Raw genomic sequence first — 15,465 nt, 5'->3', positions numbered from 1 at the left:
CCCGGGGCCGGAAAACCCGAGCCGGCCGCGCCGCGCTCCGGCATGCTGGGCCGATGCGCCAACCCACGCCACTCGCCACCGAGTTGCTCGGCGCAGCAGGGTGGCGCGGACCCGGCGCCCGGTGCGGCGGGACGCGGCGGCCGGCGGCATCAGCAGGACGCCGGTGCCGCCCGGTCGGAGTTTCGCCAACGCGTGCTGTACCCAGGCCAGTTCGGACTCGGCGCGGGGGGGCAGGCCGTACTCCCAGCGGGGGTCGTAGGTGAGCTCGTCGTGGCCCCAGTTGCGTTCGTTGAACGGCGGGTGGCAGAGCACGGCGTCGACGGAGAGGTGGGGGAAGGCGTCGGCGAGCAGGCTGTCGCCGGCCCTGATGTGGACGGTGGCGGTGCCGCGCAGGGCGAGGCGGAGGCCGCCGAGGCGGGCGAGGGCGTGGTCGGTCTCCTGGCCGTAGAGCTCGACGGGCCAGCTGCCGTCGGCGTGGGCGCGGGCGGCGGCCAGCAGGGTGCAGGGGCCGCAGGCCGGGTCGAGCACGGAGTCGGCGGGGCCGGCGATGGCGGCCATCAGGGCCGCGGTCTCGGGCGGGGTGAGGGTGAGCTGGCGGGCGGCGGCGTCGAGGTGGCGGCCGAGCAGGAACTCGTAGGCGCCGCCCGGGCCGAGTTCGGCGGCGAGGGTGGCGGTGGCCGCGGCCTGGTCGCCGGCGCCGGCCGGGGTGGCGTCGCCGCGGGCCAGCAGTTGCTCGCCGGCGCGGGCGACGGCGTCGGCCGGGCCGACGCGGTCGGACTCGACGAGCTGCCAGAGCCGCTCCCTGACCGGGACCTCGGCCAGCTTGCCCTGGTCGCGGAGCCAGCGCTCGACCTCGTCGAGCGGGAACGTGGGACTGGCCTCGCTGCCGCCGACGGGGCGCGGAAAGTTCTCGTAGCGCCGCCGCCAGTTGCTCACGGCGGCGCGACCGACGCCAGCCAGTCTCGCGATCCCCGCAGCGGTGACCTCGTTGTTCTCCCCCACCTGTCGGCTCCTATCGCTCCCCGGGCGTTGACCTGACCTTACCCAGGCCGGGCGTCCACATCGAGATTTGCGCGAGGTCGATTGCGATCGACGATTCGCGTGTTGACTCGATTCACAGCCTATGATCTGATTGCCTCACCGGCCCACAGGGACCGGTGGGGCGTCCGGCACCGGTGAGGGGTTACGGTGCCGGCGCTTCATCGGACGGGCCTGGCCGCGAGTCGCTGGCCGCTGAGGCGGGCGACGGAGAGCGGGTGGCCGACCACGGGGGTGCCGGCCACCGAACGAAACCCGACCGCCGCCACGTCGAACCGAGTCGACGCGGCGGCGACGGGTCCCGCCGGGCCGCCGGGCCGCCGGGCCGCTGGCCGCTATGGCGGAGCGGGCCAGTGCGACGGACGCCGACCGCGTCGCGGCGACCGACGCCCCCAGGGCGTCGCCGGATACGCCCCCCGTCCGTGACCACGGCCGCTGGTCGGGCATGGCCCGGGCCTGCTGGCCGGCACGGTACGGGCCTGCGGCCCCGGCTCGCTGGGCGCGCTGCCGCGCGGCCGAAGGGCCGGCATGCTGTGGGGCTTCGCCCCAGGCCCCCAGGGTGTTGGGCGTGCGGCCACGCCCCGCCCGGTTCCCCGGAGCCCGGGTCTGCGGGCCGGCACGGTGCGGCTTGGCGCGCTGCCGTGTGGCCGAGGGGCCGGCATGGCCCCCGCCCGGCCGCACGGACCCGCACGGCGGGACGCGATGCGCTGGACGGAACACCACCGGGTGGCGGCCGCGACGAGCCACGACGCCCTGGCCTCACCTGGCCGGGCCCGGCAGCGGGCAACGCCCGCGGCGACATCGCCGCGGCTACCGCGAAGCGGACGGCCGGCCGCGACGACGTGTCGCGCCGGCCGGGGCCGGTACGCGGGTGGCCGCCGGAACGGTCCGGGGTCACGATGTCTTGCGGCGCTCCCGGGTGCTATCGGCCCGGTCGGGGCCGCGGGGGGACGATGCCGCGGATGATGCCGAGGTCGAGCAGGTCCTGGGGGCGGAGGCGGAGTTCGTCCGCCGTGGTCCGGGCGGCGCTCGGGGGGCGTTTGAGGATGGCGGCCGCCGCCTCGGGGTTGATGACGGCGAAGTAGCTGTCGGGGGTGGCCCACGTGTTGCCCGGCGCGGCCAGCGCCAACGCGCCGCCCGAGCCGCCCTCGCCGATCAGCAGCGAGGTCACCGGCACCGGCGAGGTGGCGACGGCCGCGAACAGGTCGGCGATGGCCGGGCCGGCGCCCGCCCGTTCGGCCGCCGCGTCGTTGGCCGCGCCCGGCGTGTCGACGAGGGTCAGCACCGGGTGGCCGAGGCGGCCGGCGAGCCTGAGCAGCCGGGCCGCCGTGCGGTAGCCGGCGGGCGTCGTCCGGGTGCCGAGCTGGGCCGCGTAGCCGACGGTGCGGCCAGCGCGCCGGCCGAAGCCGGCGAGCAGGCCGTCGTCCACGCCGCCACAGCGGTCGCCGCTGATCGGCTCCCGGGTGTCGAAGTACGCGTCCAGGTAGGCCGCCGCGCGCGGGCGCGCCGCCGCGCGGGCGCCGCGGACGGCGGCCCAGCCGGTCTCCGGCAGCGCGTCCGCGCCCAACGCGGCCGGTGGTTCGACGGGCTCGGCCGGGGCCGAGGGCGCGGCGAGCAGCGTGAGGTAGCGGCCGAGCCTGGCGGGCAGGTCGGCCGGTCCGACGACGGCGTCGAGGTGGCCGGCCGCCAGCTGTGCCTCCGCCGTGTACGCGGCAGGGTCGGCGTCGGCCGGCCGCACCCGGGAGCCGGCGAAGCCGATCTGCGCGCCGGCGAGGCCCAGGGTCACGTCGGCCCCGGCGCCGAGCGTGGCCCAGCCGCCGCCCGTGGTCGGGTCCCTGGCCACCGCGAGCTGCGGCAGCCCGGCCGCCCGGGTGAGTGCCGACTCGTGTGCCACCCGCTGGAGTTGGGTCAGCGCCCGCATGCCCTCCTGCATCCGGCTGCCACCGGTGGCGATCAACGACACGACGGGCAGGCGGCGTTCCCTGGCGGTCGCGTGGGCCGCGGCGAGCCGGTCGCCGGTGCGTTCGCCGAGCGAGCCGCCGAGGAAGCCGAACTCGAAGGAGACCGCCACCGCGTCCCGGCCGCCGATCGTGGCGATCCCGCACACCACCGACTCGGTCTCCCCGGTGCGGGCGGTCGCGGCCGCCCTGGCCTCGGCGTAGCCGGCCCAGCCGATCGGGCCGTCCGGCCTCGACGCCCCGCCCCCGATCGACGGTTCCGACGGTTCCGGCGGTTCCGGCAGTTCCTCGAAGTGGTCGGCGACGGCGGCCAGCGCGCCGCGGGCCGTCAGCCGGTCGTTCATGACGTCCCGGCCGTGAGGGCGCGCTTCATCAGCTTGCCCATGTCGTTGCGCGGCAGGCTGTCCATGAACCGCACGGTACGCGGTCGTTTGTGCGGGGCCAGCTCGCGGGCGACGTGGTCGGCGAGTTCGGCCCCGGTGGGTGGTGCCGCCGGGTCGGTCGGCACCACCCAGGCGACGATCCGCTCCCCCAGGTCCTGGTCGGGTTCGCCGGTGACGGCGGCCTCCCGGACCCCGGGGTGGTCGAGCAGCGCGTTCTCCACCTCGCCGGCGCCGATCTTGTAGCCGCCGCTCTTGATCAGGTCGGTGGCCCGGCGGCCCACGATCCGCACCGAGCCGTCGGGTTCCCTGGCCGCCAGGTCGCCGGTGCGGAACCAGCCGCCGGGGGCGAAGGCGTCGGCGGTGGCGTCGGGCCGGTTGAGGTAGCCGGTGAAGAGGCTGGGCCCGCGCAGCTGGATCTCACCCACCGTCTCGCCGTCCCACGCGGCGAGTTCGGCGCCCGCCTCGTCCACCAGGCGCAGCTCCATGCCGTCGAGGGGCAGGCCGACGGTGCCGGTGCGCGGCGGCCCGTCGAGGGGGACCGCGGTGGTGATCAGGGTCTCGGTCATGCCGTAGCGCTCGATCACCGGTCGTCCGGCGGCCGCCGCGATCCGCCGGTGGTCGGGCAGCGGCAGCGCGGCCGAGCCGGACACCAGGAGCCGCGCGTCGGCCAGCGCCTTGGCGAGCGGCTCGTCGCCGGCCGTCAACGCCTCGGCGATGCGGTGGTACATGGTGGGCACCCCGAAGAGGATGGTGCCGCCGGACGCCAGCTCCCGCGCCACGCCGTCGGTGGCGAAGCGGCCGAGGTGGCGCAGGGCGCCGCCGCGGCGCAGCGGGCCGAGCACGCCGAGGATCAGCCCGTGCACGTGGAACAGCGGCAGGGCGTGCACCAGCACGTCGTCCGCCGTCCACCGCCAGGCTGTCGCGAGCCCGTCGAGGGTGGCGGCGATGGCGCGGCGCGGCAGCACGGCGCCCTTGGGCGGGCCGGTGGTGCCCGAGGTGTAGACGATCAGGGCCGGCGCCTCGTCGTCGGTGGGCTCGGCGGGCGGTGGCACGGGCGGCGCCGCGAGGTCCACGACGCGGTGCGGCAACGCGGCGAGCGGCGCGGGCGGTTGGTCGCCGGGTGCGGTCAGCACCAGCTCCGGCGCGCAGTCGGCCACGATGTGGGCCAGCTCGCGTTCGCCGATCTTCGGGTTGAGCGGCACGGCCTCGACGCCGGCGAGCAGCGCGGCCAGCACGCCCACCGCGGTCTCGGTGGTGGGCGTGGCCCAGACGGCGACCCGCCGGACGCCGGAGAGTTCGGCGGCCAGGGCGCCGGCCGCGCCGGCGAGGTGGGCGTAGGTGAGGTCGGGGCCCGCGCCGAAGCGCAGCGCCGGGCGGTCGGCGCCGGCGGCCAGGGCGGGGAACAGCGGTGGCATGCGGTGCGCTCCTTTGAACGACTGAACCTCGTGACGACGGGACGTCTCGGTGTCGCAACGTCTTCACGTCTCGACGTCTCAACGTCGGACACGGGCGAACTGGTTCTATCCGAGACCGGGGACGACGACGAACGCCAGCCAGACGACCGGTGGCACGGCGGCCACGATCACCCCGCCGTAGACCATCAGCTGCCGGAAGAACCGGTCACGGTCGACGTCCGGCGCGGCGGCCAGCACCAGCGCGCCGTTGGTGGAGAAGGGGCTGACGTCCACCACGGTGGCGGAGACGGCGAGCGCGGCGATCATGCCGGCGGCGCCGATCTCGCCCTGGAGCAGGAACGGCACGGCCAGCGGGATCAGCGCGCCCATGATGCCGACGGAGGAGGCGAACGCCGAGACGATGGCGCCGATGTAGCAGATCAGCACGGCGGCGAGCAGCGGGACGCCGATGTCCCCGACCGCGTTGCCGGCGTACTCGATGGTGCCCATCGCCTCCAGCACCCCGACGTAGGTGAGCACGCCGCAGATCAGCAGCACGGTGGGCCAGGCGATCTCGCCGACGGCGCGCCGGCCGACCGTCGGCCAGGCCACGTTGAGCAGCACGGCCAGGGTGATGGCGGTGAGGCCGGCGTCCAGTTCGAAGACCAGCACGGCGAGGACGAGCGCGACCAGTGAGGCCAGGGTGGCGGCCCTGGCCGGGTCGAGGGTGGCGGCCTCCCGGTCGCGGGCGTCGTCGACGGGGGCGGCCCCGCCGAGCTTCAGGCCGCCGAGGAGCACGAACACGACGCCGGCGATGAGCACGTTGACGACGAGGCTGGCGAAGAACAGGCCGAGTTCGCTGCCGGGCAGGCCCTCGCGGTCGACGATGCCGTTGACGATGGTGCCGTAGATGCTGATCGGCGAGAAGCCGCCGCCCTGGGCGCCGTGCACCACCATGGCGCCCATCAGCAGCGGGCTGATGGCGTAGCGGGCGGCGAAGCTGAGCGCGATGGGCGCGACGATGGCGACGGCGGCCGGGGAGAGCGCGCCGATGCCGGTGAGGGTCGCGGTGATCGCGAACATCACCCAGGGGATCAGGGATATCCGGCCGCGGACCAGGCGGATGGCGGCGTGCACCACCCAGTCCGTGGTGCCGTTGGCGCGGGCGATGGCGAACAGGTAGGTGACGCCGACCAGCACGACGAACAGGTCGCCCGGGAAGCCGGCGAAGATGCCGTCGCTGTCGAGGTCGGCGACCAGTTCCCCGACGCCGAAGGCGGCGGCGAAGGAGAGGACGCCCATGTTGATGGAGCGGGTGGTGGCGATCACGAAGACCACCACCAGGACGAGGATGGAGATCAGTTCGGGGGACAACGGGGGCTCCTCCCCTTCAGCTGCGGCCGTCATTGGCCGAGTGGCTGAACCACAGTGGAGCGGCCGGAAATGACCGTCAAGGCTCCGGACAGAAATTGGTTCAGCCACTTGGCCACCTGGCCACTCCGTGACGCGGTGCTACGCTGCGCTGAGCCGGTGGGAGGGGGCCAGGTATGTCCGAGGCGCTACGGCCGATGCCCAGGCCGCGTCTGTACGAGCAGGTCGTCGACCGGCTGCGGAGCTACGTCGGCGAGGCCGGTCTGCGGGCCGGTGACCGGCTGCCGCCGGAGCGTGAGCTGTCCCAACGGCTCGGGGTGAGCCGGGCGTCGGTGCGGCAGGCCATCGTGGTCCTGGAGGTGCAGGGCCTGGTCGAGGTGCGGCACGGCGGCGGCACCTATCTGCGGCGGGACAGTCTGGACGCGGAGTCGGTGGAGCGCCTGGTCGAGCGGCGCCGCCGGCTGCCCGAGGTGTTGGAGGCGCGGGAGGCGCTGGAGACCAAGCTGGCCGAGCTCGCGGCGGAGCGGCGCACGGCCGACGACCTGACGGCGCTGCGGGCCGCGCTCGACCACATGACCGAGGAGATCGCCGCCGGCGCGGACGGCGTGGAGGGCGACCGCCGTTTCCACGCGGCGGTCACGGCGGCGGCGCACAGCGGCCTGCTGGCCGACTTCATGCGGTCCATCGCGGAGCAGATCACGGAGAGCCGCGTCGAGTCCCTCCGCCAACCGGGCCGCCCGGCCAGGTCGTTGGCCCAGCATCGGGCGATCCTCGAAGCGATCGAGTCGGGCCACCAGAAGGCGGCCGCGGCCGCCATGCGCCGCCATGTCCGCACGGTCGCGAAGGTCCGTCTCCTGGACTGGGAACCGGACCGCTGACGGCCCGGAGGGCCGTGGGGGCGGGCCGCTCGGCCCGCCCCCGCCACCGTCCTACTTCCGGAGGAACCACGTCGAGAGCGCCCGCCACCGCGGTTGCTGCCCCCCCGCCGCGTCGTCGGCGCCCGGCGGGGGGCCGACCGGCGGGGCGACGAACTGCTGGGGGGCGCCGGGCGCCGCCGGGAAGGCCATGAAGGCCGGCGGCTCCGCCGCCCCGCTCGCCGGCACCCGGGTCGGCGACATCAGCGGCAGTTCGACCGGCATCCGCACCACGTAGGACGGGCCCCAGACCACGTCCCGCTCGTCGATGGCGAGGCGCAGCGCCGGCATCCGGTGCAGCAGCCGTCGGACGGCCGCCTCCACGATCATCGAGCCCAGGTCCTGCGCCGGGCAGGCGTGCTGGCCGGCGCCCCACGCGAGGTGGGCCCGGCTGGCGCGGAGCGCCTCCTCGTCCACCGGCCGCACCGCGGGGTCCGTGCCGGAGCCGGCCATCGAGACGATCACCAGGTCGCCGGCGCCGATCTCGTACTGGCCCAGGGTGGTGGGCGCCGTCGCCCAGTTCATGAAGACGTTGTGCACCGGCGGGTCGTCCCAGAGGACCCGGTTGTTGGCGTCGGCCAGCGTGACGACGCCCTTCTCGACGTCGCCGCGCAGCCGGTCGTCCGTGACCAGGCGCAGCAGCGTGGCCGCGATCCAGGCCGAGGTGGGGCCGAGGCCGCCCTGGAGCAGCAGCCGCACCTGGTCGGCGACCTCGTCCGGGTCGAAGACCCCGGTGCCGTACTGGGCGATCAGCCAGGAGGTCAGGTCGGCGCCCGGCGCCTTCAGCTTCTCCTCGACCTGCTCCCGCATCAGCTCGTCCATCCGCCGGGCCGCCGCGGCGGCGCCCGGGCCGGCCTGGACGATCTCGAGGACGGTCTGCGAGACGGCGGTTGCCCGCTCCTCCGGCATGCCGAGCAGGCCCATCATGACGAGCATCGGCAGCGGTTGGGCGTACCAGGCGACGATGTCGACCGGGCCGAAGGCCGGGAACGCGTCGATCAGCTGGTCGGCGAGGTGGTCGACGTAGCCGTGGGTGTGCTCCGGGTGGAGGCCGGCCAGCGCCTGGTCGATCGGCGACCGGAGCCGCTGGTGCTCGGTGCCGTCGGTGGAGAACATGTTCCGCCGGCGCTCGGTCTGCTGCACGAGCGGGTGGTCGGGCACCCGGCCCTCGACCTGGTCGCGCCACCAGCGCGAGTCGTGCGTGAACAGCCCCGACCTGTTGTTGAGGATCTCGAGCTGCTCCCGGTGGCCCAACACGAGCCAGCCCCTGAAGCCGCCCCGCTCGTCCACCTCGACAGGCACCACCGGCCCGTACTTCTCTCTCATACCGCGGTAGAAGGCGGTCGGGTCGTCCTCGAACTCGGGCCCGTACATGGGGACGTAGCTGGCCGGAGCGCCGGCACGGGGCGGCCAGGGGCCGCCGTCGGGCGTCAGCGGGGCAGGGGAGGTCATGGAACTCCGAACGGTGATGGACGGTGCGTCACGGGTCGGTAGGTGATCGTATTACCTCAACTCCCTTGTGAGGGCGCCTATTCGGCCTTCCTCACACCCGCGTCACACCGCGCACCCGTCGCACCGCGACGCCCCGCCGTGCCCGGCTCAGGAGCCGGGGATGGTGGTGAGGAACTCGCCCGTCCAGGCGAGCAGGTCGCGCCCGGCCAGCGGCTTCCCACCGATCCGGGCCGTGGTGGGCCTGGGCACCAGCACCTGCCGGGTGGCCCGCTTCACCACCGAGCCGGGGTAGACGCGGTTCAGCCGGAGTTCCTGCGACTCCCGCAACTCGACCGGGGAGAACCGGATCTTGTTGCCCTGGAGCGTGATGTCCGTCACCCCGCAGGACCGGGCCAGCATGCGCAGCCCGGCCACCAGCAGCAGGTTCTCGGTCGGCTCGGGCAGCGGCCCGTAGCGGTCGGTGAGTTCCTCGCGGACCGCGCGGACGTCCTCCTCGGTGTTGGCGGCCGCGATCGACCGGTACGCCTGGAGCCGCAGCCGTTCGCCCGGCGCGTAGTCGTGCGGGACGTGCGCGTCCACCGGCAGCTCGATCTTCACCTCCAGCAGCGACTCCTCGGGCTCCGCCCCGGTGCCGGCCTCCAGCGCGGACCGGTAGTCGGCGACGGCCTCGCCCACCATCCGCACGTAGAGGTCGAAGCCGACGCCCGCGATGTGCCCGGACTGCTCGCCGCCCAGCAGGTTGCCGGCGCCGCGGATCTCCAGGTCCTTCATCGCCACGTACATGCCGGCGCCCATCTCGGTGTGCTGGGCGATGGTGGCGAGCCGCTCGTGCGCGGTCTCGGTGAGCGGCTTCTCCGGCGGGTAGAGGAAGTAGGCGTAGCCGCGCTCCCGGCCGCGGCCCACCCGGCCGCGGAGCTGGTGGAGTTGGGAGAGGCCGAAGGTGTCGCCGCGCTCCACGATCAGGGTGTTGGCGTTGGAGATGTCGATGCCGGACTCCACGATCGTCGTCGAGACCAGCACGTCGAACTTCTTCTCCCAGAAGTCCACCACGACCCGCTCCAGCGAGGTCTCGCTCATCTGCCCGTGCGCGGTGGCGATCCGCGCCTCGGGCACGATCGCGCGCAGCCTGCTGGCCACCCGGTCGATGGACTCGACCCGGTTGTGGATGTAGAACACCTGGCCCTCGCGCAGCAGTTCGCGCCGGATGGCGGCGCCGATCTGCCGTTCCTCGTAGGCGCCGACGAACGTCAGCACCGGGTGCCGCTCCTCCGGCGGCGTGGTGATGGTGGACATCTCGCGGATGCCGGTGACCGCCATCTCCAGGGTGCGCGGGATCGGCGTCGCGGACATCGTCAGCACGTCCACGTTGGCCCGCAGCTTCTTCAGCTGTTCCTTGTGCTCGACGCCGAACCGCTGCTCCTCGTCGACGATGACCAGGCCGAGGTCCTTGAACTTCACCTCGGAGGAGAACAGCCGGTGGGTGCCGATGACGACGTCCACCGCGCCGTCCCGCAGCCCCTCCATGACGGCCCGCGCGTCGGCGTCGGTCTGGAAGCGGGAGAGCGGCCGGACATTGACCGGAAACTGCGCGTAGCGTTCCGAGAAGGTGCCGAAGTGCTGCTGCACCAGCAGGGTGGTGGGCACCAGCACCGCGACCTGCTTGCCGTCCTGGACGGCCTTGAACGCGGCGCGCACCGCGATCTCGGTCTTGCCGTAGCCGACGTCGCCGCAGACCAGCCGGTCCATCGGGACCGACTTCTCCATGTCGTCCTTGACCTCGCCGATGGTGGTCAGCTGGTCCGGGGTCTCGGCGTAGGGGAAGGCGTCCTCCAGCTCGCGCTGCCAGGGGGTGTCCTGGCCGAAGGCGTGTCCCGGGGCGGCCATCCGGGCCGAGTAGAGCTTGATCAGGTCGGCGGCGATCTCCTTGACCGCCTTGCGGGCGCGGGCCTTGGTCTTGGTCCAGTCGGCGCCGCCGAGCCGGTGCAGCGAGGGCGCCTCGCCGCCGACGTACTTGGTGACGAGGTCGAGCTGGTCGGTGGGGACGAACAGCCGGTCGCCCGGCTGGCCGCGCTTCGCCGGCGCGTACTCGACGAGCAGGTACTCGCGGGTGGCGCCCTGCACGGTGCGCTGCACCATCTCGATGTAGCGGCCGACGCCGTGCTGCTCGTGCACGATGTGGTCGCCGGCGACGAGGGTCAGCGGGTCGAGGGTCTTGCGGCGCCGCGCCGGCATCCGGGCGCCGTCCTTGCCGGCGGTCTTCTGCCCGGTGAGGTCGGTCTCGGTGAGCACGACGAGGCGCGGCCCGGGCGCCAGGAAGCCGTGCTCGATCGCGCCGCACGCGACCTGGACGACGGCGGGCGCCGGCTCGCCGGTCAGCGCGGGTGCGAGGCGGGCCGCGATGCCCTCGCCGCCCAGCACCTCGACGGTGCGGCTGGCCGGCCCGTGGCCCTCGGTGAGGTAGACGACGCGCCAGCCGTCGGCCAGCCAGCCCTTGGTGTCGGCGAGGGCCCGCGCGGTGTCGCCGCGGTAGCTCTCGGCGGCCCGCAGGCCGAGCCTGAGGACATCGTCGCCCTCGTCCGCGGCCTCGTCGCCCGACGCCTGGGAGAACGGCGAGACCGACCACCAGGGCATGCCGAGCTCGGCGGCCCGCTCCCGCACCTCGGCCAGGCCGCGCAGCGAGGCGGCGCCGACGTCGATCGGGGCCTCGCCGGTGTCGGACATGGCGGCGGCCGCCCAGGACGCCTGGAGGAACTCCTGGCTGGTGGCGACCAGGTCGGCGGCCCTGGTGCGGACCCGCTCGGGGTCGCAGACCACCGTCATGGCGCCGGCCGGCAGCACGTCGATCAGCAGCTCCATGTCGTCGACCAGCACCGGAGCCAGCGACTCCATGCCGTCGACGGCGATGCCCTCGGCGATCTTCCCGAGCAGTTCGTCGAGCTCGGGGTGGGCGGTGGCCAGCGCGGCGGCGCGGGCCCGCACGTCCTCGGTGAGCAGCAGCTCGCGGCAGGGCGGCGCCCACAGGCCGTGCTCGGCGACCTCCAGGGACCGCTGGTCGGCGACCTTGAAGTAGCGGATCTCCTCGACGTCGTCGCCCCAGAACTCCACCCGCAGCGGGTGCTCCTCGGTGGGCGGGAACACGTCGAGGATGCCGCCGCGGACGGCGAACTCGCCGCGCTTCTCGACCAGCTCGACCCGGGAGTAGGCGGCGGCGGACAGGGCTTCGGTGATCCGGCCCAGGTCGGCGGTCTGGCCGGGCCGCAGGCTGACGGGCTCCAGGTCGCCGAGCCCCTTGACCTGCGGTTGCAGCACCGCCCTGATGGGGGCCACGACCACGGAGACCGGCCCGGTGCCCGGGTCGTCCGGGCGCGGGTGGGCCAGCCGGCGCAGCACGGCGAGCCGCCGGCCGACGGTGTCGGCGCGGGGCGAGAGCCGCTCGTGCGGCAGGGTCTCCCAGGCCGGGAACTCCGCGACGGCGTCGGCGTCCGGCAGCAGCGAGCGGAGCGCCGCGGCCAGGTCCTCGGCCTCCCGGCCGGTCGCGGTCACGGCGAGCACGGGGCGCCGGGCGCCCGCGAGCGCGGCGACGGCGAACGGCCGCGCCGCGGGCGGGCCGACCAGGTCGACATGGCGACGCCGGCCCTCGGCGGCGGCCGAGACGGCCTCCGCCAGGGCGGGATCATGACGTACGGCGTCGAGCAGACCGGTGAGAGACATCAGGGCACGCTTCCGTCCGCGACGAAGCCGCCCGGCGTGAGCGGCTCGGCTGAGCAGTTTGGCTTGAGCAGCTTGGCTTGAGCACCCTCGCGCCGCCGGCGCGCGCCGCGCGCACGGGCTCACGGGCACCACGAAGGTCCCGACACGGATTCACCGGCCGGGTTCGCCCGGCGACCGCGCCGGGCAGCTCCCAAGGGTACGCGGCCGGTCGCCCGCGACGGCCTGGCGCCCCGGCGGGGACGGCGACCGGCGACCGTCACGATCTCCAGAGAATCTTCACCGCACCGTTCGGCGTCCCTGATCGAAGCTTCAACTACGTTCGGTGCGCGCCCACCCCCCACGCACACCCGGAGGTGCATCCCATGGCCGGAGGCTGGCTGGACCGCTCGCGGATCATCGCACCGCCGGGCTGGAACCGCTGGCTGGTGCCGCCCGCCGCGCTCTCCGTGCACCTCGCCATCGGGCAGGCCTACGCCTGGAGCGTCTTCAAGCCGCCGCTCGAACAGGCCCTGGGCCTGAGCGGGACGCAGAGCGCGCTGCCGTTCCAGTTCGGCATCGTGATGCTCGGCCTCTCGGCCGCCTTCGGCGGCACCCTGGTGGAGCGCAACGGCCCGCGGTGGGCGATGTTCGTCTCCGCCGTCTGCTTCTCCGCCGGCTTCCTGATCTCGGCCCTCGGCGTGTTGACCGAGCAGTTCTGGCTGGTGGTGCTCGGCTACGGCTGCGTCGGCGGCATCGGCCTCGGCATCGGCTACATCTCGCCGGTGTCGACGCTGATCAAGTGGTTCCCCGACCGTCCCGGCATGGCCACCGGCATCGCGATCATGGGCTTCGGCGGCGGCGCGCTGATCGCCTCGCCCTGGTCGAGCGAGATGCTGGACACGTTCGGCACCGACACCGGCGGCATCGCGACCGCCTTCGCGGTCCACGGCGTCGTCTACGCCGTGTTCATGTCGCTCGGCGTCTGGCTGGTCCGGGTGCCGGCCGACCCTCCCCCAGCTTCGCCGGGAGGTGCCCCCATGCCCGCGGCCGCCGCGATGGCCAGGGTCAGCGCCGGCACCGCCGCGATCCGCGTCTCGGCCCGCACGGCGCTCCGCACCCCGCAGTTCTGGTGCCTGTGGGTGGTGCTGTGCTGCAACGTCACGGCCGGCATCGGCATCCTGGAGAAGGCCGCGCCGATGATCCAGGACTTCTTCGCCGAGACCGACGTCCCCGTCTCGGCCGCGGCGGCCGCCGGGTTCGTCGCGCTGCTCTCGCTGTGCAACATGTCGGGCCGGCTGGTCTGGTCCTCCACCTCGGACCTGGTGGGCCGCAAGAACATCTACCGGCTCTACCTGGGCGCCGGCGCGCTCCTCTACCTCACCCTGGCGCTGGCCGGCAACGCCTCCAAGCCGCTGTTCCTGGTGGCCACGCTGCTGCTGCTCTCCTTCTACGGCGGCGGCTTCGCCACCATCCCGGCCTATCTGCGCGACCTCTTCGGCACCTACCAGGTCGGCGCGATCCACGGCCGGCTGCTCACCGCCTGGTCGGTGGCCGGCGTCCTCGGCCCACTGATCGTCAACGCGATCGCCGACAGCCAGGAGTCGGCCGGCCACTCGGGCCCCGACCTCTACACCGTCTCGTTCTTCGTCATGATCGGACTGCTGGTGACCGGCTTCGTCGCCAACGAACTCGTCCGCCCGGTGGCCGCGAGGCACCACGAACCGGAACCCGAAGCCGCCCCCTCCCCCGAGCCCAAGGGAGCCACCAGGTGAACACCCGCGCCCTCCTCGCCCTCACCTGGCTCTGGGTCGGCCTCCCCCTGACCTACGGCCTGGTCGAACTCGTCCGCAAGGCCGCCCAGCTGTTCACGGGGTGACGCCGACCACCCGTCAGGCCGCCACCCGTCAGCCAGCCACCCGAATGACCGGTTCGTGGGTGACGGGGAAGTTCACCGAGTTGGCGATGAAGCACTGCCGGTGCGCCTCCGCGTGGAGCTCGGTGGCCGTGGCCCGCATGCTCTCCTCGGCCAGCGTCACCACCGGGGTGAGCACCACCTCGGTGAAGTGCCCGGGCGTGCCCGCGCTCTCCACCATCGTGCCGCGCGCGGCGTCCTCGTAGGACGTCACGACCACGCCCTTGAGCGAGCAGAGCGCGAGGAAGCTCAGCATGTGGCACTGGGAGAGCGCGGCGACCAGCATCTCCTCCGGGTTCCACCGCTCGGGGTCCCCCACGAAGGTCTTGTCGGCACTGGCCACGATCATCGTCGGCTTGCCGGCGGAGGTGATCTCGGTGTCGCGGGAGTACGACCGGTAGCCGGTGGTGCCCTCGCCCGTGTTGCCCGCCCAGCGGACCGTGACCTCGTAGCCGTGCTCCCTGGTTCTGCTCATGTTCCCCAGTATCACCGAACGCCCCTCACGGACCACCATCTGACGGTTCGTGACGTGTGCATGTCTTTGCCAAGCTGTTACCTGAATCACGCCACGCAGAAACGTTCGACCGAAAGCATGTCCCACGCACCCCCACGCGGCTCGGCCGAGCCGTAACCACCCCCACCCCCCAAGGAGTTCGCGTGCTCCACCTGCGCAGCTCGATCCTCACGGGCAAGTTCTACGCGCGTCGATATCTTGGCTTCGTAGCCGCCCTCACCGGCCTGATATCCATAGCCACCCTCTTCTCCGGCCCCTCCGCCCAGGCGGCGCTGCCCACCCCGGTCAGCGCGGCCACGGCCCGCTCCTACCTCGCCTCCCTGACGGTCGCCACCGAGAACCGCACCGGCTACGACCGCGACCTGTTCCCGCACTGGATCACCCAGAGCGGCGCCTGCAACACCCGCGAGGTCGTCCTCCAGCGGGACGGCACCAACGTGGTGACCGACTCCAGCTGCGCGGCCACCAGCGGCCGCTGGTACTCCGTCTACGACGGTGCCACCTGGACCGCCGCCTCCGACGTGGACATCGACCACGTCGTCCCGCTCGCCGAGGCCTGGGACTCCGGCGCCAGTTCCTGGACCACGGCCCGCCGGCAGTCGTTCGCCAACGACCTGACCCGCCCGCAGCTCATCGCCGTCACGGACAACGTCAACCAGTCCAAGGGCGACAGGGATCCGGCCGAATGGATGCCTCCGCTCAGCAGCTACCGCTGTGTCTACGCCCGCGCGTGGGTACAGGTGAAGTACTACTACGGCCTGTCCGTGGACTCGGCTGAGAAGAGCGCGCTCACCAGCATCCTCAACGGCTGCTGATCCCACCCTCTCCACCCCCACAAC

The 15,465-nt window shown here is 73.8% G+C and carries 11 protein-coding genes; 4 read left to right on the top strand and 7 right to left on the bottom strand.

Annotated elements, in window-relative coordinates:
* From E1283_RS15915 to E1283_RS15900, 4 genes are all read right to left on the bottom strand, one after another.
* Window positions 1–1,002, bottom strand: a 1,002-nt coding sequence (locus tag E1283_RS15915) for an N-6 DNA methylase (RefSeq protein WP_165956137.1), incomplete at its 3' end; no start/stop codon positions are given.
* A gap of 958 nt (window positions 1,003–1,960) precedes the next feature.
* A complete protein-coding gene (locus tag E1283_RS15910) occupies window positions 1,961–3,340 on the bottom strand; it encodes a carboxyl transferase domain-containing protein (protein WP_132818693.1) in 1,380 nt (459 codons plus the stop codon).
* Window positions 3,337–4,794 (bottom strand): acyl-CoA synthetase, encoded by a 1,458-nt coding sequence (locus E1283_RS15905; protein WP_132818692.1) that lies wholly within the window; start codon window positions 4,792–4,794, stop codon window positions 3,337–3,339. Before E1283_RS15905 ends, E1283_RS15910 begins: the two co-directional genes overlap by 4 nt.
* A gap of 105 nt (window positions 4,795–4,899) precedes the next feature.
* Window positions 4,900–6,147: an SLC13 family permease gene (locus tag E1283_RS15900; protein ID WP_132818691.1), complete on the bottom strand. Its 1,248-nt coding sequence runs from the start codon at window positions 6,145–6,147 to the stop codon at window positions 4,900–4,902.
* Between the two features lie 173 nt (window positions 6,148–6,320).
* On the opposite strand from E1283_RS15900, the gene E1283_RS15895 reads away from it, so the two are divergent.
* Window positions 6,321–7,022 (top strand): FadR/GntR family transcriptional regulator, encoded by a 702-nt coding sequence (locus tag E1283_RS15895; protein WP_132818690.1) that lies wholly within the window; start codon window positions 6,321–6,323, stop codon window positions 7,020–7,022.
* A 51-nt stretch (window positions 7,023–7,073) separates the two neighbouring features.
* On the opposite strand, the gene E1283_RS15890 is transcribed toward E1283_RS15895, so the two are convergent.
* Entirely contained in the window at window positions 7,074–8,510 is a 1,437-nt protein-coding gene (locus tag E1283_RS15890) for a cytochrome P450 family protein (RefSeq protein WP_132818689.1), read from the bottom strand.
* Between the two features lie 147 nt (window positions 8,511–8,657).
* Window positions 8,658–12,221, bottom strand: a complete 3,564-nt coding sequence (mfd, locus tag E1283_RS15885) for a transcription-repair coupling factor (protein ID WP_132818688.1) — start codon at window positions 12,219–12,221, stop codon at window positions 8,658–8,660.
* A gap of 362 nt (window positions 12,222–12,583) precedes the next feature.
* Here mfd and E1283_RS15880 point away from each other — a divergent pair, with 362 nt between their 5' ends.
* Window positions 12,584–13,972 (top strand): OFA family MFS transporter, encoded by a 1,389-nt coding sequence (locus E1283_RS15880; protein WP_132818687.1) that lies wholly within the window; start codon window positions 12,584–12,586, stop codon window positions 13,970–13,972.
* Window positions 13,969–14,076, top strand: coding sequence for an MFS transporter small subunit (locus E1283_RS39855; protein ID WP_425086180.1), 108 nt, complete (start codon window positions 13,969–13,971; stop codon window positions 14,074–14,076). The genes E1283_RS15880 and E1283_RS39855 overlap by 4 nt, the downstream gene beginning before the upstream one ends.
* 28 nt (window positions 14,077–14,104) lie before the next feature.
* On the opposite strand, the gene E1283_RS15875 is transcribed toward E1283_RS39855, so the two are convergent.
* Window positions 14,105–14,587, bottom strand: coding sequence for an OsmC family protein (locus E1283_RS15875; protein ID WP_132818686.1), 483 nt, complete (start codon window positions 14,585–14,587; stop codon window positions 14,105–14,107).
* Window positions 14,588–14,778: 191 nt separating this feature from the next.
* On the opposite strand from E1283_RS15875, the gene E1283_RS15870 reads away from it, so the two are divergent.
* On the top strand, window positions 14,779–15,441 hold the full coding sequence (locus E1283_RS15870; RefSeq protein ID WP_243744870.1) for an HNH endonuclease family protein: 663 nt from the start codon (window positions 14,779–14,781) through the stop codon (window positions 15,439–15,441).
* Window positions 15,442–15,465 lie beyond the last annotated feature (24 nt).

It is taken from the genome of Streptomyces hainanensis (genome assembly GCF_004348415.1).
Taxonomy (GTDB): domain Bacteria; phylum Actinomycetota; class Actinomycetes; order Streptomycetales; family Streptomycetaceae; genus Streptomyces; species Streptomyces hainanensis.
The sequence above is the reverse complement of the archived record's forward strand: the minus strand, read 5'-3'. Positions and strand labels throughout refer to the sequence as shown.